The organism is Rufibacter sp. LB8 (assembly GCF_014876185.1).
In the GTDB taxonomy this organism is placed as follows: domain Bacteria; phylum Bacteroidota; class Bacteroidia; order Cytophagales; family Hymenobacteraceae; genus Nibribacter.
Genome location: NZ_JADALJ010000001.1, coordinates 4442256 through 4463265, shown reverse-complemented (window position 1 = coordinate 4463265; position 21010 = coordinate 4442256). Strand labels below are relative to the sequence as shown.

The 21010-nt window shown below is 51.6% G+C and carries 17 protein-coding genes; 7 read left to right on the top strand and 10 right to left on the bottom strand.

The features are described from left to right. Nucleotides 1-68: 68 nt before the first annotated feature. Complete coding sequence (locus IMY23_RS18660) at nt 69-305, bottom strand: acyl carrier protein (RefSeq protein ID WP_048919546.1); 237 nt, start codon at nt 303-305, stop codon at nt 69-71. A 176-nt stretch (nt 306-481) separates the two neighbouring features. Here IMY23_RS18660 and IMY23_RS18655 point away from each other — a divergent pair, with 176 nt between their 5' ends. Then, nucleotides 482-907, top strand: a complete 426-nt coding sequence (locus tag IMY23_RS18655) for an IPExxxVDY family protein (protein WP_192823530.1) — start codon at nt 482-484, stop codon at nt 905-907. 3 nt (nt 908-910) lie between these two features. Beyond that, the gene (gene pyk, locus IMY23_RS18650; RefSeq protein ID WP_192823529.1) at nt 911-2344 is read left to right on the top strand and encodes a pyruvate kinase; all 1434 of its coding nucleotides are present in this window, start codon (nt 911-913) and stop codon (nt 2342-2344) included. 695 nt (nt 2345-3039) lie between these two features. Here the strand turns inward: pyk and rpsT are convergent. Then, nucleotides 3040-3297, bottom strand: coding sequence for a 30S ribosomal protein S20 (gene rpsT, locus IMY23_RS18645; protein ID WP_192823528.1), 258 nt, complete (start codon nt 3295-3297; stop codon nt 3040-3042). Nucleotides 3298-3782: 485 nt separating this feature from the next. Between rpsT and IMY23_RS18640 the strand changes: the two genes are divergently transcribed. Continuing rightward, complete coding sequence (locus IMY23_RS18640) at nt 3783-4199, top strand: BrxA/BrxB family bacilliredoxin (protein ID WP_304621578.1); 417 nt, start codon at nt 3783-3785, stop codon at nt 4197-4199. Between the two features lie 276 nt (nt 4200-4475). Here IMY23_RS18640 and IMY23_RS18635 read toward each other — a convergent pair whose 3' ends face one another. The 3 genes from IMY23_RS18635 to recQ form a co-directional block, all read right to left on the bottom strand. Further along, complete coding sequence (locus tag IMY23_RS18635; RefSeq protein WP_192823526.1) at nt 4476-5759, bottom strand: acetyl-CoA hydrolase/transferase family protein; 1284 nt, start codon at nt 5757-5759, stop codon at nt 4476-4478. A gap of 292 nt (nt 5760-6051) precedes the next feature. After that, on the bottom strand, nt 6052-7347 hold the full coding sequence (gene purD, locus IMY23_RS18630) for a phosphoribosylamine--glycine ligase (protein WP_192823525.1): 1296 nt from the start codon (nt 7345-7347) through the stop codon (nt 6052-6054). 174 nt (nt 7348-7521) lie between these two features. Continuing rightward, nucleotides 7522-9699, bottom strand: a complete 2178-nt coding sequence (recQ, locus tag IMY23_RS18625) for a DNA helicase RecQ (protein ID WP_192823524.1) — start codon at nt 9697-9699, stop codon at nt 7522-7524. Between the two features lie 70 nt (nt 9700-9769). Between recQ and IMY23_RS18620 the strand changes: the two genes are divergently transcribed. Both IMY23_RS18620 and IMY23_RS18615 read left to right on the top strand, forming a co-directional pair. Next, complete coding sequence (locus tag IMY23_RS18620; RefSeq protein WP_192823523.1) at nt 9770-10738, top strand: SIS domain-containing protein; 969 nt, start codon at nt 9770-9772, stop codon at nt 10736-10738. A 3-nt stretch (nt 10739-10741) separates the two neighbouring features. Further along, entirely contained in the window at nt 10742-11818 is a 1077-nt protein-coding gene (locus IMY23_RS18615; protein WP_192823522.1) for a mannose-1-phosphate guanylyltransferase, read from the top strand. A gap of 69 nt (nt 11819-11887) precedes the next feature. On the opposite strand, the gene IMY23_RS18610 is transcribed toward IMY23_RS18615, so the two are convergent. The 5 genes from IMY23_RS18610 to IMY23_RS18590 form a co-directional block, all read right to left on the bottom strand. Continuing rightward, the gene (locus IMY23_RS18610; RefSeq protein WP_192823521.1) at nt 11888-12304 is read right to left on the bottom strand and encodes a hypothetical protein; all 417 of its coding nucleotides are present in this window, start codon (nt 12302-12304) and stop codon (nt 11888-11890) included. A 156-nt stretch (nt 12305-12460) separates the two neighbouring features. Next, a complete protein-coding gene (rlmB, locus tag IMY23_RS18605) occupies nt 12461-13273 on the bottom strand; it encodes a 23S rRNA (guanosine(2251)-2'-O)-methyltransferase RlmB (protein ID WP_192823520.1) in 813 nt (270 codons plus the stop codon). Nucleotides 13274-13691: 418 nt separating this feature from the next. Further along, nucleotides 13692-16691, bottom strand: coding sequence for a DUF2723 domain-containing protein (locus IMY23_RS18600; protein ID WP_192823519.1), 3000 nt, complete (start codon nt 16689-16691; stop codon nt 13692-13694). A gap of 121 nt (nt 16692-16812) precedes the next feature. Next, on the bottom strand, nt 16813-17433 hold the full coding sequence (locus IMY23_RS18595; RefSeq protein WP_192823518.1) for a T9SS type A sorting domain-containing protein: 621 nt from the start codon (nt 17431-17433) through the stop codon (nt 16813-16815). A 182-nt stretch (nt 17434-17615) separates the two neighbouring features. Continuing rightward, nucleotides 17616-18371, bottom strand: a complete 756-nt coding sequence (locus IMY23_RS18590; RefSeq protein WP_192823517.1) for a biotin--[acetyl-CoA-carboxylase] ligase — start codon at nt 18369-18371, stop codon at nt 17616-17618. A 46-nt stretch (nt 18372-18417) separates the two neighbouring features. Between IMY23_RS18590 and rsfS the strand changes: the two genes are divergently transcribed. After that, complete coding sequence (gene rsfS / locus IMY23_RS18585) at nt 18418-18816, top strand: ribosome silencing factor (RefSeq protein ID WP_192823516.1); 399 nt, start codon at nt 18418-18420, stop codon at nt 18814-18816. Nucleotides 18817-18867: 51 nt separating this feature from the next. Continuing rightward, nucleotides 18868-20991 (top strand): ATP-dependent zinc metalloprotease FtsH, encoded by a 2124-nt coding sequence (ftsH, locus tag IMY23_RS18580; RefSeq protein ID WP_192823515.1) that lies wholly within the window; start codon nt 18868-18870, stop codon nt 20989-20991. The last annotated feature ends 19 nt before the right edge of the window (nt 20992-21010 follow it).

Sequence of the window (21010 nt, the reverse complement as noted above, 5' to 3'; positions counted from 1 at the left end):
GTAGAGGACAAGAACCTGTATTGAAAAGGTAAAATTGGGATCGAATTAATAAAGGGGATTGGGGAAGACTACTTTGCGTGCTCTTCCAGGTAGCTGATCGCTTGGCCTACTGTGGCAATGTTCTCTGCTTGGTCATCTGGAATAGACACATTGAATTCTTTCTCAAATTCCATGATCAGTTCCACCGTGTCAAGAGAGTCGGCACCCAGGTCGTTGGTAAAGCTGGCCTCAGGCGTCACCTCAGATTCTTCAACGCCTAATTTATCAATGATAATAGCTCTTACTTTTTCTGCGATTTCTGACATTTTTTTATAAGTTTTTTAAAACACTGTGCAAAGAAATAGATTTGGCAACACAATGTCAAACAAATACCGGCATTAGTTTTATTCAGGCACTTTTCTGCCCAAGCTACTTGAGTTATGAATTGTCTTCTTTAAATTGCCTTCCCAACCCTTACCCAACAGTACGCTTACCGCCCGCCATGAAATCTTTTAAGTTAGACGTAGAGTATGATTTTGATTTCGATCTGTATGGCGTAGTGTCTTCCAGCAAAGAGCACACCCTGGCCTGGGCCCTGAACAAATCCTTCAGAATTCGCCTCATTAAACAAGCCGACCTGTGCATTGACTACCTGAACAAAGGCCGTTTGGTGATCTCCAACTACCTGCACCGCGCGGAGCACGGCAACCTGCGCCTGTTTCGGAACCGCTCTGTGGGCACCAGCACCCTGGCCGCGCCGTTTCTGGTGCCAGACATTAAGGAGTATGACTACGTGATTCAGGTAACCGGCGGGCTCAACCACTTACAGAAAGAACTGCTGGGCACCTTGCACGCCGTACCGCTGGTGCAATACGTGCGCCCCTTTGACCCCAATTGTTTACGTTATAAAGAAAACCTGCTTTTTTAGCCTATGGCTACCACAAACTTCAACAAGACAAAAATCATTGCCACAGTTGGCCCGGCCAGCAACACCCCAGAAAAACTGAGGGCGCTTATTGCCGAAGGTGTAGATGTGTTCCGGCTTAACTTCTCGCACGGCTCTCACGCAGACCATGTAAAAGTAATTGAACACGTGCGCGCCATCAACGCCGCCGACGGCATGAACATTTGCCTCCTGCAAGATTTACAGGGCCCCAAAATACGGATCAATGACGTGCTGGACGGTGCCGTGGAGATTGTGGCCGGGCAGCGTTTGCACATTGTCTGTGACAACACCATGGGCACGGCCACCCGCCTGTCTACCAGTTACACCCGCCTGGCCCATGACGTGAAACCCGGCGACGCCATCTTGATTGATGACGGCAAGCTGGAAGTAACCGTGATCAGCACAGACGGTGACAAAGAGGTAGAAGTGGAAGTGGTCTACGGCGGCGTGGTGAAACCCCGCAAAGGCATTAACCTGCCAGACACCGTGGTAACCGCGCCTTCGCTCACTGAGAAAGACATCAGAGACCTGCACTTCGGCCTGGACAATGACGTGGAATGGGTAGCGCTCTCCTTCGTTAGAAAGGTGGAGGACATTCATGAGATCAAACGCATCATTGCCGAGCGCGGCAAAGACACCCGCGTGGTGGCCAAGATTGAGAAACCTGAGGCCATCCGGAACATTGACTCCATTATTGAAGCCACCGATGCCGTGATGGTTGCCCGCGGAGATTTGGGCGTGGAGATTGGCATGGAAGAAGTACCCATGCTCCAGAAAATGATTGTGCAGAAATGCCATGCGCTGGGCAAGCCCGTGATTATTGCCACCCAAATGATGGAAAGCATGATCACCAGCCCCCGCCCTACCCGCGCCGAAAGCAATGACGTAGCCAACGCCGTGATGGATGGTGCCGACTCCTTGATGCTGTCCGCGGAGACTGCCGCCGGCATGTACCCAATTGAGACCATCAGGAGCATGAACCGCACCATCACGTCTGTTGAAGCCCAGGCCGAAGTTTTTCACCGCAACTTTGTGTTTGACCTCAACGCCAAGACGTTCCTCAATGACACCGTAGTTGCCAACGCCGTGAGCCTGGCCCGTGACACCAACGCCGCCGCCCTGATTGGCCTGACCAAATCTGGTTACACCGCGTTCCAGTTGGCCAAGCACCGCCCAAAGGCCCACATCTTCATCTTCACCGATAACCGCGCGCTGCTCAACACCCTCAATTTGGTGTGGGGAATCAGAGGCTATTACTATGACCGTTTTGTGTCTACCGATGACACCATCTCTGACCTCAAGGAAATTCTGGTGAAAGAAGGCCACCTCGCCACCGGCGACATCTTCATCAACATCGGTTCTATGCCGGTCATGGAAAAGAAACGCGCCAACATGATCAAACTGAGCATTGTGCACTAATTTGCACTTTAGATAAAATAATAAAAGGCGACTATCTGAGAAGATGGTCGCCTTTTTTGTTTGGGTTTAAGTTACAGGTTGAAGGTTTAATGAATGTGGTTTAATTCTCTGTTTTCAGGCTCATTTCTGGAAACGAAGGCAAAAACAGAGGTTCTTCCAATTTGATAGCCTAAGTAGTTCAAATCCGTAGGGACAGATCGCGACCTGTCCTGAACGGCGGCCCAGGCAGCCTGCCCACCATGCAACAAATAAAATGGGTATTCAGGAATGCGTAGGGATCAGGAATACGCGTGGACAGGTCGAGCCCTGTCCGTACAATCAGCAGGAATAGGTATACTACTTAGCAACCACTCTTCTGTGCGTGTAACACAGGAATGTCACCTGATACCAGGAGAATGTAATAACCGCATCGTTAGATTCTTCGGCTGCGCTCAGGATGACTGGAAAAACTAAATTGCTGTAACGTTGCTGATTCCCGTTTTTGGGCTCATTTCTGGAAACGAGGCCAAAAACGGGAATCACTAAGTGAACAGCCTAAACCAATTTACTGACCAGAAATTTCATTTTAGCTCTCTTCAAAAGTAACGCAACAAAAACCTAATGTTGCTCCTCGCCTATCCCCAACACAAAAAGCCTTGCACAAGGCAAGGCTTTTGATATTCAACCCAAAAACGGAGTGGAAAGGTTTGGCTAGACTAGGCAGCCAGGTTATTCACGAAACGAGCCAATTTAGATTTATTGTTGGCCGCTTTGTTTTTGTGGATCACGTTCTTCTTCGCCAGTTTGTCAAGCATACCAGATACTTTCTTATACAGCTCTTGCGCCTCGGCTTTGTCGGTGGTTAATTTCAAACGCTTTACAAAGGTACGAGTAGTTTTCGCCTGGTAGCGGTTCAGCAAGCGTTTCGCGTTGTTAGATCTGATTCTCTTTAATGCTGACTTATGGTTAGCCATGGTTGTGATTATAGATAAATGCTGTTGACTCTGTTCTAAATGAGTTTGCAAAACTACAAGCTTGCCTATTAATTTCCAAGAAATTCCTTAAAATTAATATACATGCCGCCCGCTATACTTCTACCGAGGCCCTCAGACCCCAACCCAGACAAGTCGCTTTGTTTTGCCCTGCAAAGGTAACATTTCTGCCATTTCTTTCCCGTGTTTCAGGCAAAAGTTTTCCACTTTCTTTGCCAGGTACTTGAATAGCCCAACGCTACGTTTGGCTCGTCAACCGCACATCCAGGGTTTTGTCTGCTGCACTAAGCAACAAGAAAATCGGTTAAAAAGAAACGTTTATGGGCTTTGGGGGCATTCAGTGCGGTCTCACCAGAAGGAATAAGTATCCTTTTAGAAACCAGAAGCCTGGCCGTAGTGTTTTCCTTTTGATTTCGTAATTTTACGGCAGAATCAGCATTCAACTTTAATTAAAAATAGACATGGCAATGTATCCTGAATATATGGTGGCCCCTATTAGGGAAGACCTGACCTCGGCGGGTTTTGAGCAATTGATGACCCCAGAGGAAGTAGAAAATGTATTGAACCAGAAGGAAGGCACCGTGTTGGTGGCCGTGAACTCAGTGTGCGGTTGCGCCGCCTCCAAAGCCCGCCCCGCCCTGAAAATGGCCGTGGCCAGCGCTGACAAGAAGCCCACCAAACTGGTAACGGTGTTTGCCGGTATGGAAGCCGACGCCGTGGCCAAGGCCCGTGAGTTCATGTTGCCCTACCCTCCTTCCTCGCCTTCTATTGCGCTGTTCAAAGACGGCGAACTGGTGCACGTGATTGAGCGCCACCACATTGAAGGCAACGACCTTACCCGCATTGTAGACAACCTGCAAGGCGCGTTTGCCGAGTTCTGCTAAGCACGATAACGCTTTAAAACAGAAAGGCCTGACTTCTATAGGAGTCAGGCCTTTCTGTTTTTGGCCCCATTTCCAGAAATGAGCCCGAAAACGGAAAAGAGAAAATCCCCTCTCCCTCTGGGAGAGGGTTAGGGTGAGGGTGTATTCTTTTGGTTAAGTTTACTAATAACGTGATAGATATCTCCCTCATCCTAACCTTCTCCCAGAGGGAGAAGGAACTACGCTTTTGGGTAAGTAGCCCTTGCTGCAATGGTTTAAACAACAATTAACCACCCATTACAAAACCTTAAACCGATCAAACGCCAAGCGCTCCAATTCCTCGCGGTGCGAAGGGTGGGCAATCTGGATCAGTTCTTTGGCGCGCTGCCTGAGGTTTTTGCCGTACAGATCAGCGATGCCAAACTCAGTGACAATGTAGCGCACGTGCGCGCGGGTGGTGGTCACGCTGGCGCCGGGTTTGAGCATATTCACAATCTTTGACTCGCCTTTGTTGGTGATGGACGGCAGCGCGATGATGGGTTTTCCGCCCTCAGACAAAGCCGCGCCACGCATGAAATCCATCTGCCCGCCCACGCCGGAGAACTGGTACGTGCCAATGCTGTCGGCGCAAACCTGGCCGGTGAGGTCTACTTCAATGGCGCTGTTAATGGCCGTGACTTTGGGGTTCTGCCTGATGATGGCCGTGTCATTGGTGAACACCGTCTCTTTCATGACCACGCCGGGGTTGTCATGTAGAAAATCAAACACCTTCTGCGACCCGTTCACAAAGCAGGACACAATCTTGTTCTTGAGTATTTTCTTCTTCGCGCCGGTGATGATGCCGTTCTCTACCAAGGGAATGATGCCGTCTGAAAACATTTCGGTATGGATGCCCAGGTTTTTGTGGTTGCCCAACTGCGCCAGCACTGCGTCTGGAATGCCGCCAATGCCCATTTGCAGCGTAGCCCCGTCTTCCACCAGTTCTGCCACCAGTTTGCCAATTTGGGTTTCCACGTCGCCGCAGGGTTTGTTGGCGTGCTGAGGCAAGGGCGCGTCTACCCAGACTTTGGCGTGGATTTTACTGATGTGTACCACACCATCGCCGTGCGAGCGGGGCACCTGCGGGTTCACTTCGGCAATCACCAACTTAGCCGTTTCCACCGCCGACAAGGACACATCTACGGAAGTGCCCAGCGTGCAGTACCCGTGCGCATCTGGCGGCGAGACCTGCACCAGCGCCACATCAAGGGGCAGAATATTCCTTCGGAATAAGAACGAAATCTCACTCAGGAAAATGGGAATGTAGTCGGCGTTGCCCTGGTTCACGGCTGCCCGTATGTTGGTGCCCACAAAGCAGGCGTTGGTCTTGAAACTGCCGGCCCGTTCCGGGTCTGTGTAGGGCGCGGGGCCTTCGGTGTGCATGTGAATGAATTCCACGTCGCGCAGTTCTTCCCAGCGGTCAGAGACGGCGGCTACCAGTCTTAGCGGGGTCATGGCGGCGCCGTGCACAAACACGCGGTCGCCGGATTTGATTAGTTTAACGGCCTCCTGGGCGCTGATATAGTCAGGGGAAAGGGACATAGTTCTTGCGTTGGTTTTCCGGTTCTTTTACGGAAATCTGGCGCAAAGATGGCAGAAAGTGTTTTTAGGGTACATGATTAAGGGCAACCCATGGGCTGCCCTTCGTCATTTTTGCCTCCATTTCCGGAACAGAGCCAGAAAACGGATTCCAAGAAAATCCCCTCTCCCCCCGGGAGAGGGCTAGGGTGAGGGTCTATTTATCATAAACGTTCTATAAATTCTCCCTCATCCTAACCTTCTCCCAGAGGAAGAAGGGACTTTTTGTGAAAGCCATTCAAATATCAATCAACAATCAATTAAGATACTGTTTGAGGTCAAACCCGATATCTTGTCTGTAGTAGCGGCCTTCCCAGGTGATTTGGGCGGCGGCGGCGTTGGCGTTGGTGAGCGCGGTGTGCATGGTTTGTCCCAGTCCGGTGACGGCAATCACACGGCCGCCGTTGGTGGTAACCTGGTTTTCTGCGCTTTGCTTGGTGCCGGCGTGAAAGCAAAGCGTGTCTGCTGGAAGCGGTTTCTCTAGACCTTGAATGACTTTACCTTTCTCGTAGTTTTCTGGGTACCCGCCGGCCACCAAAAAGATGGTAGTTGCCGAACGCGGGTCCACCTCCAGTTGGAAAGCTCCCAGTTCATGGTCATGCAGCGCCTTGAACAGTTCAAACAAATCTGATTTGATGCGCGGTAGAATGGCTTCGGTTTCGGGGTCGCCCAGGCGCACGTTGTACTCAATCACGTAGGGGTCACCTTTGCAGTTCATGAGCCCGATGAAAAGGAAGCCGCTGTACGGAATGCCGTCCTGCTGAAGTCCGTGCAACGTGGGTTCAATCACGCGCGCGCGCACTTTGTCCATGAACGCGGCATCGGCAAACGGCACCGGCGACACGGCGCCCATGCCACCCGTGTTCAGGCCGGCATCAGCTTCACCAATGCGCTTGTAGTCTTTGGCTTCTGGCAGGAGCACGTATTCCTGGCCATCGGTGAGAATGAACGCTGAGAGCTCAATGCCTTGCAAAAATTCCTCTATCACCACCTTGTCACCGGCCGAGCCAAACTTCTGCTGGCGCAGCATCTGGTGGAGCGCTTCCTGGGCTTCCTGGTAATTCTGCGCAATGACCACACCTTTTCCGGCGGCCAGGCCATCTGCTTTCAAGACCACCGGAAATGAATGCTGCTGCAGATACGCCAGGGCCTGCTCAAACGTACTGGAGGTAAAAGTCTGGTACCGCGCCGTGGGAATGCCGTGCTTCTGCATGAACAGCTTGGAGAAATCTTTGCTGCCCTCCAGCTGCGCCCCGGCTTTGCGGGGCCCCACCACCAGCACGTGCTGCAGAAACTCCTGCTCGGCAAAGTAATCTGAGATGCCGCCCACCAACGGGTCTTCGGGCCCTATTACCACCATCATGACATTGTAGTCTGTCACAAACTTGGCCAGTTCCTCAAAGTTGTGGGTGGCGATGTCAATGTTGGTGGCTACCTGCGCGGTACCAGCGTTGCCCGGAGCCACATAGATTTTGTCGGCATACGGGCTTTGGCTAATCTTCCAGGCCAGCGCGTGCTCACGGCCACCGGCTCCAATAATCAGAACGTTCATACTCTATAGTAATAAGGCGAAAGGCATGGCTTCCGCGGGGTACATCTGGTTGGGTTTTCCGTTTTCGGGGTCATTTCTGGAAATGAGGCCGAAAACGGAACCGTCACAAAGGAAACAAAAAAAGCAGGCGAAAACCACCTGCTTTTTTTGTTTCTATCAGCATAAAGCCAAAATTTAATTGGCGTATTTGGAGAGGAACTTGATGCGCATAAGCCGCAGGTCTTCCTCGGTATAATCATCGGTGCCCAGTTCTTTGATGGCGGTGGCCATGTTATCAGTGGTGGAGCTCATGAAATAGTCAATCACTTCCTGCTGGCGGTCTTCGTCCAATACGCCGTCTATATAATAGTCCAAGTTGAGTTTGGTGCCCGAGTAGCAGATGTGCTCAATTTCCTCTATGAGTTCCTGCATGGTGATAGACTTTGACGAGGCAATTTCCTCCAGGTCCATCTTTTTGTCTATCTGCTGAATCACGTAGATTTTGAGCTTGGACTTGTTCACGGTGGTTTTCACCACTACATCGGCGGCAGTGACAATGTCATTCTCCTCCACGTATTTGGTGATAAGCTCCAGAAACGGCTTCCCGAACTTCTGCGCCTTGCCCATGCCCACGCCGGCGATGTGCGCCAGGTCTTCTTGGTTAGTGGGGTACGTGGTGGCCATCTCCTTGATAGACGGGTCCTGGAACAGCACGTACGGCGGCAGGTTCTTGTCCTTCGCCAATTTCTTGCGCAAGGATTTCAGCAAATCAAACAACACCTCGTCATGGCCGGCGGCGGCTTGATTTTCCTCTTTCTCCTCTTCCTGCTGCACCTCTTCGTCAAAGTTGTGGTCTTTGGTGAATTTAATGGGATGCGGTTTCAGAATGTATGCCTCGCCTTTGGTGCTTATTTTCAGCACCCCGAAGTTCTCAATGTCTTTTTCTAAATAATCAAACAACAGCGCCTGGCGCAGAATAGAACTCCAATACTGGGCGTCATGGTCCTTGCCGGCGCCGTAGACTTCTATCTGGTCATGGCCGTAGCTTTCCACGTACTGGTCTTTGAGCCCCATGAGCACGTGCACCAGGTGGTCAATGTTAAAGCGTTGGTTGGTTTGGGCTACGGCTTTAAGGGCCAGCACCAGTTGGTCCTGGGCCTCAAACTTTTCTTTAGGATGCACGCAGTTGTCACAGAAACCACAGTCTTTGTTGTACATCTCGCCAAAGTAATGCAGCAACTGTCTTCTGCGGCAAACCGCTGAGTCAGCATAAGAGGCCATTTCCTGCAAGAGCAATTTGGAATTGTCGCGCTCAGTGACCGGTTTGTCTTTGCTGAATTTCTCCAGCTTGACAATGTCATCATAGCTGTAGAACATGAGGCAGTTGCCTTCAAGGCCGTCGCGGCCGCCGCGGCCGGTTTCCTGGTAATAGCCTTCTATGGACTTGGGCGTGTCATAATGGATCACAAAGCGCACGTCTGGCTTGTCAATGCCCATGCCAAAGGCAATGGTGGCCACAATCACATCCACGTCCTCATTCAGGAACGCGTCTTGGTTGGCCATGCGTATGTGGGAGTCAAGACCGGCATGGTACGGTAAGGCTTTTATGTCATTGACCTGCAGTAACTCGGCTATCTCTTCTACTTTCTTGCGACTCAGGCAGTAAATAATGCCGCTTTTGCCTTTGTTTTTCTTGATGTACTGAATAAGCTGCTTCTTGGTGTTATGCTTGGGTCTAACCTCGTAATAAAGATTGGTACGGTTAAAGGACGACTTAAACACCGAGGCATCATCCATCTGCAGGTTCTTCTGGATGTCCAGCTGCACCTTGGGCGTGGCCGTGGCCGTGAGCGCAATGATGGGCAGGTTACCGATGTTGTCAATAATGCCCCTGATCTTGCGGTACTCCGGTCTGAAATCATGGCCCCACTCAGAAATACAGTGCGCCTCATCAATAGCCACAAATGAGATCTTGGCCTGTTTCAGGAAATCAAGCGTGTCTTCCTTGGTCAATGACTCCGGGGCCACGTACAGCAGCCGCACGTCGCCGCTCACGGTTTCGCGCTTTACTTTGTTCATCTCGGCCTTGGAGAGCGTGGAATTGAGGAACTGGGCGTTCACCCCGAAGGCGTTGAGCTGATCCACCTGGTTTTTCATGAGGGCGATCAGCGGAGAGATGACAATGGCGGTGCCTTCCATGGCCAGGGCTGGCAATTGGTAGCACAGGGATTTTCCGGCACCGGTGGGCATGATCACAAACGTGTTGTGGCCCGCCATGATGTTCTGGATGATAGCCTCCTGGTTTCCCCGGAATTGGCTATAGCCGAAAACTTCCTTTAATTTGTCCTTTAATGTTTCTTGTTGTACTAACATGTAATCTGCTTGCTGTTAAAAACAAGTGGGGGCTGTTGTCTTATGTTGTCTTGTCTAATACAAATCTACCTTGAATATCACGAAAAATATCAAAAACATCGCAAAAAATGTCTTGCAGGAAGAAGCGGCCGCGGTTCTAAAATTGGCAGACTACATCAATGATGACTTTGAACGGTGCGTACAGGCCATATTGGCCATAAAAGGCCGCGTAGTGGTCACGGGCATTGGCAAAAGCGCCAACATTGCCACCAAAATTGTAGCCACGCTCAACTCCACCGGCACCCCCGCCCTTTTCATGCACGCCGCAGATGCCATTCACGGCGACCTTGGCATGATACAATCTGACGACTTTGTGATCTGCCTCTCCAAGAGCGGCAACACCCCGGAGATTAAGGTACTGGTTCCTTTGTTAAAACGCAAGGGCACGCAGCTGGCGGCGCTGGTTTCTGTGGTAGATTCTTACCTGGCCCAACAGGCAGATTTTGTCCTGAACGCCACTATTGAGCGCGAAGCCTGCCCCAACAACCTGGCCCCCACCACCAGCACCACGGCGCACCTGGCCCTGGCAGACGCGCTGGCCGTTTGTCTGTTAGAGTCACGCAATTTCAGCAGTGAGGACTTTGGTGCGCTGCACCCGGGCGGCTCATTGGGCAAGCGCTTGTATTTAAAGGTAGATGACATTTACACCCAGAACGCAGCCCCAAAAGTGCAGGAAGACGCCACGCTCAAAGAAATTATCATTGAGATTTCTTCTAAGCGGTTGGGCGCCACGGCGGTCTTGAACAGCCAGAACGCTTTGACCGGCATTATCACAGACGGGGACCTGCGCCGCATGCTCTCCAACTTTGAGAACCTCACGGGCATTACCGCCAACGCCATTATGACCCCGGCCCCCTTAACCATTGACGCTGAGGCCTATGCCGTGGAGGCGCTGGCCGCCATGCAGCAAAAAAACATTACGCAGCTAATTGTCACCAAATCAGGTAACTTTGCAGGGTTCGTGCATTTGCATGACCTGTTGAAAGAAGGACTAGTATAAAAGATGAGCGAAAATACCTTTGTGGTGGTCATGGCTGGCGGCATAGGCAGCCGTTTTTGGCCCTTTAGCCGTGTCAATTACCCTAAGCAGTTCCATGATGTGCTAGGCATGGGCGAAAGCATGCTGCAGACCACCGTAAAACGGTTCAGCGGTATTTGTCCGCCGGAGAACATCTTTGTGGTCACCAACCGGGAGTACGCGCCCTTGGTACGCGAGCACCTTCCGCACTTAGATGAAAGCCAGATTCTGCAGGAACCCATTGGCCGCAACACCGCGCCCTGTATTGCCTACGCCTGCTACAAAATAGCCAAGCGCAACCCCACCGCCAACATTGTGGTGGCCCCGGCAGACCACGTGATCCTGCGCGAGGAAGCTTTCACGGCCTGCATCAAAGAAGCCCTGTCTGCCACATCTAAAGAAGATATTCTGGTGACCCTGGGCATTAAACCCACCCGGCCAGATACCAATTACGGCTACATCCAATTCATTGACGAGCCCAGCCACACCCTCAAAAAGGTGAAGACCTTCACAGAGAAGCCCAACCTGGAGATTGCCCAGATGTTTCTGGACAGCGGCGAGTTTGTCTGGAACGCCGGCATTTTCATCTGGAACGCGCAGGCCATCATCAAAGCGTTCAAGGAATTCCTGAGTGACATGGCCGACACCTTTGAGGAAGGCACGCCCCTGCTGGACACCGACGGGGAACATGCCTTCATTAACAAAGCCTATTCGCACTGCCGCAACATCTCCATTGACTATGGCGTGATGGAAAAGGCCAACAACGTGTATGTGATTCTGGGCGATTTTGGCTGGTCTGACCTGGGCACCTGGAACTCTTTGTACAGCCTCTCTGAGAAAAACGAAGAGAACAACGTAGCCGACGGCAACCTGCTGCTGTATGACGTGCACAACTGCATCATCAAAACCCCGCCGCACCAGCTGGTGGTGGCGCAAGGTCTTGACGGCTATATCATCGCGCAGCATGACAACGTACTCATGATCTGCCGCCGCGAAGACGAACACAAGGTCAAAGACTTCGTCTCAGACGCCAAAGCTAAAAAGGGGCAGAACTTCATTTAACCTAATATGCAAAAGCAAAAAGGCCGAGCCCCTATCCAGGGTCTCGGCCTTTTTTTATGCTGTTCTGTTTTATTTGTTGGTTTCAGTCTGTTTGGTGAGGCGGTAAATATCAGTGATGTCGCCTGTCTGTTTGGTGAGAAGGATGGAATCGCCGTCTTGGGAAATCGTGAAGCGAGCCTTCAGAATCAAGGTCCAGTCAAAGTCAGCGGTGTAAAAACCTTCGCTCTCAAAGGTGATGTAATTGCCTGAGACATGGTAGGTACCGGCGCCAATGACCGGGTAGCGCTGTTTTTCACTGGACCCGGAATAAGTATTGCCCTGCAGGTGCAACGTCACCGTGGCGGGTGCATACAAAGCCGTGGGACTGGTCCGCAGGAAGGTACCCACGTAGGTTCCCTTTGGCAAGGCACCAGGCGTTGGTTCGTCTTCTTCTAAACAGGAAAACGAAAGAAGGGCCAGGACCAAAAGCAACAGGTTGGTTTTCATAGAACGCAGGCGTTTATCTTCAAGACCCAAGCATTAGCCGAAAGGCTGCATCGCAAAAATAAATTTCTTTTTCCTCCTCAACCTAAAAGAAAAATTCCTGTTTTCGGGCTCATTTCTGAAAATGAGCCCGAAAACAGGAATTTCTATGGCTACTATTTAGACCGCCTGGCGCTGCCGAAGGGCTTCATACAGAACAATACCCGCCGCCACAGACACATTCAGAGACTGAATCTGGCCCGTCATGGGTATTTTCACGCGCACATCAGCACGCTTCAGGTATTCCGGTGAGATGCCGTCTTCCTCGGAGCCCATCAAAATAGCGACGGGGCCGGTCAAATCAATGGTTTTGTCGGTGAGGGTTTCTTCGGCTTTCTCGGTACAGGCCACAATGCGGTAACCAGAGCTTTTCAGGAAGTGGAGCGAGTCCTTCAAGTTGGCCTCGCGGCAAACGGGAATCAGGTTCAACGCACCCGCCGATGTTTTCAAGGCATCAGCGTTGATCTGTGCAGCCCCGCGGCTAGGAATCACAATGGCGTCCACGCCCATACATTCGGCGTTACGGGCAATGGCCCCGAAGTTCCGCACATCGGTTACGCGGTCCAGCACCAACAGCAGCGGGTCTTTGCCTTTCTCAAACAGAGAGGCCACAATTTCATCTAGCGGCGAGTAGGAAATAGCCGAAAGGTAGGCGACCGCGCCCTGGTGGTTTTTGCGGGTGAGGTTGTCCAGCTTCTCAGCGGGCACCATGGAAATGGGAATGTCGGCGGCTTTGGCCAGTTCTGTTATTTCCTGGCTGATGCTGTGGTTCACGCCTTTGAGCAGGTAGATTTTCTCAATGGTTTTGCCCGCGTTCAGTGCCTCCAATATCGGCCGAAGGCCAAACACCATCTCCATTTTGTCAGATTTGGGTTGGCTGTAGTGCCGTTGTTTGGCGCTTCCGCCTTTATCTTTGTAATTCCTGTTTTCCATGTGCTGTCTGCTTGTGCCACGCCGCGTGACTGTACCCGGCGCGCAAGGGCAAAGGTAACTGGATTTTTCTGGAAAATGATGTGGCCCGCCGGATTGCAGTTCTGTGCACTAGTTTGGAACACAACTGGTAGTTTCCGTTTTCGGGCTCATTTCCGGAAATGAGCCCGAAAACGGAAAATTGCTAATTGCCCATTGTTGGTTTGTAGGGACAGGGCTTGACCTGTCCTGAACGGTGGCGGAAGTAATCTGTTTGCCACGAAGCAGTGAAGGAAAATCAACAGATGAAATGCGTGGATCAGGAATGCGTAGGCACAGGTCGCGAGCTGTCCCTACAAATCTGGAATGAATATTCTCCTGAATAGAACAAAAAAAGGGCCGCACTCACGTGCGGCCCTTTCCATCTTAAAAGCAACCCTGGTTACTGCCCCATTTGGCTGTAGTGCTGCATAAACATCTTCTCAATGTCAGCGGCTTTCTGGGTAAGGCCTACTTGTCTGGCACTCTGAATCAATTGCTGCAAGATGAACAGGTTGATTCTGATTTCGGTCTCAAACAAAGAGCCTTGGGTGAAGTAATAGCGCAGGGCCGTGTCTGAGCGTTTAGACATGGTGTCAATGATTTCCTGGGCGCGCTTCTCCTCCCCTACCTCGTACAACGGCACAATGAACGGCGGAATGTAATAGTCATACGGAATGGCGCTGTCTGGCAACTTCTCAAACGTATGGTTGATCACTTTTTTGGCCGTGGCTTTGTCACCGGCTTCCAGGTAGGCAACCGCCAGTTGGTAGTACTTGTCGCGGGCGTTGGCCGGGAAACGGAGGTAATTCTCATCATAGAAAATATCTGCGCGGTCCATGTTTCGCCAGCTGAGCTTGTTCATCATGTTGTCATACATAATGTCTTTGGCGATGATACCGGTACGTTCCGGGTCTGCGTTCAGGACCGGCACCACGCGGTAGGCCAGGCCTTCCAGCTGCAGGTAACGGTCAAGGCCCATAAAGTCTGAGTTGTCTGCCGTGGTGGAGAAATAGACGGGGCGCTGCCAGTTGTTGTTGGCCAGCAAATCTAGAATAGCCAGGTGCTTTTTCTCCAGACCGCCTTTGTTGATGGTCCAGCGCATTTGGGTTACAATAGAATCCTGGAATTCCTTGGCCACCGCGTTGGCCGAGATCACGGCCTGTTTGTCTACGTTCAGGAAGAAATTCTTGGTAGGGAAAGACAAATACGTTCTGCCGCCGCGGTCTGCAATCTGCAGGGCCTGGTGGTTGGCTTTCACCAACTGGATGTACTGCTTCAGGTCAATGCCGTTGGCCACCTCGGGGCGCTCCACGTACGGCAAATAGTCATTGATGCCCTGGCGGTAGTTCGGGTTTTCCAGACTCATCGGGAACGGATCAGACTGATAGGCCTGCCGCTTCATTTGATCCAAGTACCAGTCGGTGTTCATGTAGCTCAATACGGCCACGCGCACATCGGTCCGGAAACCTTCCACCTCTTGCGCATACCAAAGCGGGAACGTGTCATTATCGCCGTTGGTGAACAAGATGGCATTGGGCGCCACGGAGCTCAACAGGTTTTTAGCCGAATCCACGGAATGGTACCGGTCAGAACGGTCATGGTCGTCCCAGCCTTGGGCCGCCAACACTGCCGGCACCAATAATCCAACCAAGGTAGCTACCACGCCGGCAAGGGCATCGTTCTTCACTAGTTTTCTAAGGAAATCAGCAATGGCCAACACGCCCAAGCCAATCCAGATACAGAAGGCATAGAACGCGCCGGCAAAGGTGTAGTCACGCTCGCGCGGCTCAATGGGCGGCTGGTTCAGGTAAATCACAATGGCCAGACCCGTGAAGAAGAACAACAAACCTACCACCAGGGCGTCACGTTGTTTTCTTCTTATTTGGAAAATCAAGCCGATAATCCCAAGTGCCAGCGGCAGCATGTAGAAGTTGTTGCGGGCTTTGCTCCCAGATACGCGGTCGGGCAGGCCTTGCTCAGATTCCCAGGGCCACAGGACGCCAGATTGCTGAATATCTCCTTCGCGGCCAATAAAATTCCAGCCGAAGTAGCGCCAGAACATGTGGCCCATCTGGTATTTGAACAGGAAATTCAGGTTTTCGCCGAAGCCCGGTTTCTGGCCTTCTTGAATGTCTACCCATTTTTTGTATTGGGCAACGTGGCCCGGCTGACCGCTATAAAGACGTGGCAACAGCGTTTTGTCATTACTGGCATACACCGCCTCCTGCTTGCGGCCTACCTCAATGTATTTGTCTTCGCCTTTAATGTATTGCGCAGCGCCTTCTTCCTGGTCTATGGGCTCGGCGTTGAACTGCGGCCCAAACAGCAACGGACGGTCACCGTACTGCTCGCGCTTTAAATAAGACACAAAGCTTACAATGTTCTCCGGGTCGTTCTCGTCAATGGTAGGGTCGTAGCCAGATCTAATAGGGATGATCAGGTAAGAAGAGTATCCAATCAAGATGAAGATAAAGCTCAGCAGGGCGGTGTGCAGCATGCGGTTGCCGGTCTTGATGGCATAGCGCACGGCCCACACCAAAGCGCCAATGAACAGGGCCACAAAGAAAATCACCCCGGCCCCAAACGGCAGCCCGAAGCTGTTCACGAACAACACCTCAAACCAACCCGCTATAGACGGCAAACCTGGTATCACGCCCACCAGAACCACGCCCAGAATGAACGCGCTTACGGCCATGGTCAAAATGGCACCTTTGGTGGAGTATTTTTTAAGTCTGAAGAAGAAAATGAACGCCAGCGCCGGAATGGCCACCAGGTTGAGTAAGTGAGCACCAATGGAAAGGCCCACCATGTAGGCAATCAAGATCAGCCATTTGTCTGACATGGCTTCATGCGCCTTGCTTTCCCAGCGCAGCATGGCCCACACCACAAACGCCGTAAAGAACGAGGACAAGGCGTACACCTCGGCCTCTACGGCACTAAACCAGAAAGAGTCTGTGAACGTGAACGCCAGGGCCCCAACGGCAGCACTGCCCACAATGGCAATGGTTTGGCCAAACGTGGGTTCAATGGTGGCAGGCGCAGTAACGGCATGCACTGATGACGCGGGCGTCACCACATTGGGTATCAGTAACTTGCGGGCCAGAATGGTAATGGTCCAGAACAGGAACAACACCGTGAACGAACTGGACAGGGCAGAAAGCAAATTCACCCACCAGGCCACCTGGCTGGGGTCTCCGGCAAACATGGAGAAAATGCGGCCCAGCAAAAGGTAAAATGGCGCTCCCGGCGGGTGCGGCACCAATAACTTATAAGAACAGGCAATGAATTCTCCAGCGTCCCAGAAGCTGGCGGTTGGCTCCAGGGTCAGCACGTACACGATTGTCGCGACGGCGAAGACCAGCCAGCCCACCAGATTGTTAATACGGTTGTATTGAAACATGATGTGTTGATGATTGAACCCTCGAAATTAGCAATTTTCTGAAAGTCTGCCCGCCTGACCGGCGAATAAATAAAAAAAGAGCCCGTTTTGCGGGCTCTTCCTATAGAAGTTCATGTAAGTTTTATTGTTGCTGTAAGATCAGGCGCTTGGTTTCCACCATTTTCTCGTTCACCAACAGGCTGTAGAAATAAATGCCCGGCGGCAGCGGCGACAGGTCCACCATAATGGCTTCTGAGGCCTGGGGCACGGCAATGACTTTGTAAATCTTGCCTATGGCATTGGAGATGCGCACGTGGTACTGGTCATCACCTAAGGCGGTCAAGGCAATACGGGTCATGCCCCTGGAAGGGTTAGGCGACGCACTGATAGACGGCGTCACGCGTACTTCCTTGGCTCCCTGTGAATTGGTCACACGAACGGTGCTGGCGTACAGGCCGTCGTTTTTCCGGATGCTGGGCTTGGAGAAAACGCTTGATTTTTTCTGGAGACGGACAAAGGGTGTGTATTTTTTAGCGTTGGGGTTATACGATGGCAGCTGCAGGGCCGTTGATATACCAAAGTCTGTAATAGTCAAGCCCGCGCCGGTGCGCCAGTTGATTAACACAGTGTCTCCCTTGGTTGGCTCGTTGGCCCGAACGCTCACCGGCACCACTCCTGGCGCCACGCCAAAAGAGGCGGCCTGGCTCCCAAACACCAGCCCCAAAGAAAGAATCCCTAAAAAAACGCGCGTAAAAATTTTCATACCATATAGTAACAAATAGGTAATACCCATCCAATTCGGCCAAATATAAAGGTTGGTTACCGAAGTATCAAGATTTTTAACTAAAATTTAACAAATTCATCCTTCTAAAAAGTCAATCGTTTCAAATTATCATTCTTTGCCGTTTTTGGCCTCGTTTCTGGAAATGAGCGCGAAAACAGGACTCAGTCCAGCACATACTTTATCTCCTGGAACCCAAAGAACTGCAATTTCTGTTCCAACTTTAAAGCCAGCTTTCCGTGGGCATCTACCCCGGTTATTTCTCCCTGCACCCGCTCGCCGGCAATCTCAAACCAATGGGGTTCCTGGTAGCGGTACAAGTGGCGCAAATATTCCTGCTTCTGGGCAACCACCGCGCCAGACCGCCAGGCCAGGTAGCGGCCCTCTAACTTTTCCAGCAGGTGCTCCGTCAGTTTTTTGAGGGAGAACTGCTGCCCGGTGATCAAGGCGAAGGAGGTGGCGCGGCCAAAGGAAAACGTTCCTTGGTTAATGTTCAGGCCAATGCCCACCACGCTGTGCTGCAAAAAGGTGCCGCTCACGGCGTTCTCAATTAAAATGCCACCCAGTTTCTGGTCCTGGAAATACAGGTCATTTGGCCATTTTATGATGAACCCTGTGGGTAAATGCGCTTTTAGCACATCATGCACCGCCAAAGAGACGGCTATGTTGAGCTGGAACTGGTCACGGGCAGGCAGAAAGGTTGGCTTAAAAACCACCGACAACGTAATGTTTTTGTCAGGCTCCACGTCCCAGGTATTGCCACGTTGGCCGCGACCGCCCGTTTGGGCGCCCGCCACTATGACACAACCGTCAGTGGCGCTATTTTTGTTTAGAAGCAGGTGTGCCTCAGCGTTGGTGGACCCACATTCTGGCAGAAATACCAGTTGTTGCCCCACAAAGAGTGTATTAGGAGAAAACATTTGCAAAGACTTTCCTATTTTTGAGAATCAAATTTATATTCCATAGATGAAACACAACAAAATTCAGGACAATTCCGACATATTGGCAGAACTAGTGGTAAAAGGCATGCAAGAAAGAAAAGCTGCTGACATTGTCGTTCTCAACCTGAAATCTTTAAAGAATGCGGTAGCAGACTACTTTATCATTTGCTCAGCCAGTTCAGACACCCAGCTAGACGCCATTGCCACGGCCGTGGAAGAAGAAGTGTACAAACTCACCAAGGAGAACCCTTGGCAGAGCGAAGGCCGTACCAACCGTGAATGGGTGGTGCTGGACTACGTAGACGTGGTGGCGCATATCTTTTTGAAAGACAAACGTAATTTCTATGCCCTGGAAGAACTCTGGGGAGATGCCGAAATTACGGAAGTGGCGCCTACGGAGGGCGCTGCCCCGGCCCAGGTTTAAACAAGCGCCTAGCCCGGTGGTTTACTTTTTACAGAGAAGGAACAGATCCAAATGACTGAAAAACCAGAAAAGAAAAAACGCAAAATAAATTTACCCACCACCCCGCCCCGGCCCACTATGCAGATTTGGGTGCTGGCAGCCCTGGTGTTGTTCATCTTCGGACTCACGTACTACAACAACCTGAACGCCACCGTGGAGATACGGCAGCCGCAGTTTGAGGAAATGCTGTTGGCCAAAGACGTGCAGAAAGTAGCGGTGGTGAACAACAACATGGTAGAGATCACCCTCAAAAAAGAGGCCCTCAACAACGCCAAGTACAAAAACCAACTGGACAACCGCGGCACGTTCTCTACCACCACGCAGGGCGCACACTTCAACTTCCCCATTATTACGGCTGAAGCGTTCAAAGAAGACCTGGACAAACTGCAGGCCGAACTACCGCGGGAGGAACGCATTGGGTTGGAGATTGAGAAACGCACCGGTCTCTTAGAATTATTGATGGGCTGGCCATTCTTCATCTTGTTGATGGTGGGCTTCTGGTTCCTGATGCGCCGCATGGCGGGTGGCGGAGCCGGTGGGCAGATCTTCAACATTGGCAAGTCACGCGCCGCGCTGTTTGACGCCGAGAACAAGGTGAAAATCACGTTCAAAGACGTAGCCGGTTTAGAAGAAGCCAAAGAAGAGATTGAAGAGATTGTGGAGTTCCTGAAGAACCCTACCAAGTTCACCATTCTGGGCGGTAAAATCCCGAAAGGTGCCTTGTTGGTAGGTCCTCCGGGTACCGGTAAAACCTTACTGGCCAAAGCCGTAGCCGGCGAGGCTGACGTTCCTTTCTTCTCTTTGTCAGGTTCTGACTTCGTGGAGATGTTTGTGGGCGTAGGTGCTGCGCGGGTACGTGACTTGTTTAAGCAAGCCAAAGCCAAAGCGCCCTGTATCATCTTTATTGATGAAATTGACGCCATCGGCCGCTCACGTAGCCGTGGACAGATGCCCGGCGGAAACGACGAACGCGAAAACACTTTGAACTCCCTATTGGTGGAAATGGATGGTTTCGCCACTGATTCTGGCGTAATCATTTTAGCCGCTACCAACCGCCCAGACATTCTGGATTCTGCCTTGCTTCGCCCGGGTCGTTTTGACCGCCAGATTAGCATTGACAAGCCAGACATCAACGGCCGTACCCAGATTTTCACGGTACACTTAGGCCCGTTGACATTGGCAGATGATATTGATGCCCGTAAGTTAGCTGCCCAGACCCCCGGTTTCGCCGGTGCTGAGATTGCCAACGTGTGTAATGAAGCCGCTTTGATTGCCGCCCGCCGGAACAAAAAAGCCATTGACATGCAGGACTTCAATGACGCCATTGACCGCGTGATTGGTGGTTTGGAGAAGAAAAACAAGATTATCTCGCCGGAGGAAAAGAAAATTGTAGCGTACCATGAGGCCGGCCACGCTATTGCGGGTTGGTTCCTGGAGCACTGTGACCCGTTGGTAAAAGTGAGCATCGTACCGCGCGGCGTGGCTGCGTTGGGCTATGCGCAATACCTGCCAAAAGAGCAGTTCCTGTACACCACTGAGCAATTGGTAGACGAGATGTGCATGGCCCTGGGTGGCCGGGCTGCCGAGCAGATTGTGTTCGGAAAGATTTCTACGGGTGCTTTGAGTGACCTGGAGCGCATCACCAAAATGGCCTACAGCATTGTAACCATGTACGGCATGAATGAGCGGATTGGCAACCTGTCTTTCTATGACTCCAAGCAGCCAGACAACACGTTCACCAAGCCCTATTCTGAAACCACCGCTGAAGTCATTGACTCTGAGGTGCGTATTCTGGTAAGTGATGCCTACAACCGCACGCTGCAATTGTTGTCTGACAAGCGCAATGAGTTGGAAATGGTAGCCCAGGAATTGCTGAGCAAGGAAATTTTGTTTCAGAATGACCTGGAGCGTTTGGTTGGCCCAAGACCTTTTGAAGGCTTGACCAATTATCAGGCGCACACCGCCGGTACAGACCGCAGCAAAACCCTGAGCGAAGTAGCCGCTGAAACGCATCCTATTCCGCAGGCTCCATTGGAAGACTTGCCGCCAACTTCTGCGCTAGATGACGTGAACCCTCGGCCTATAGAACCAAACGATAGACCTAACTCAGGTGGCGGCACGCCGCTTCCTTTGTAGCCCATTTCAGAAATAGAGG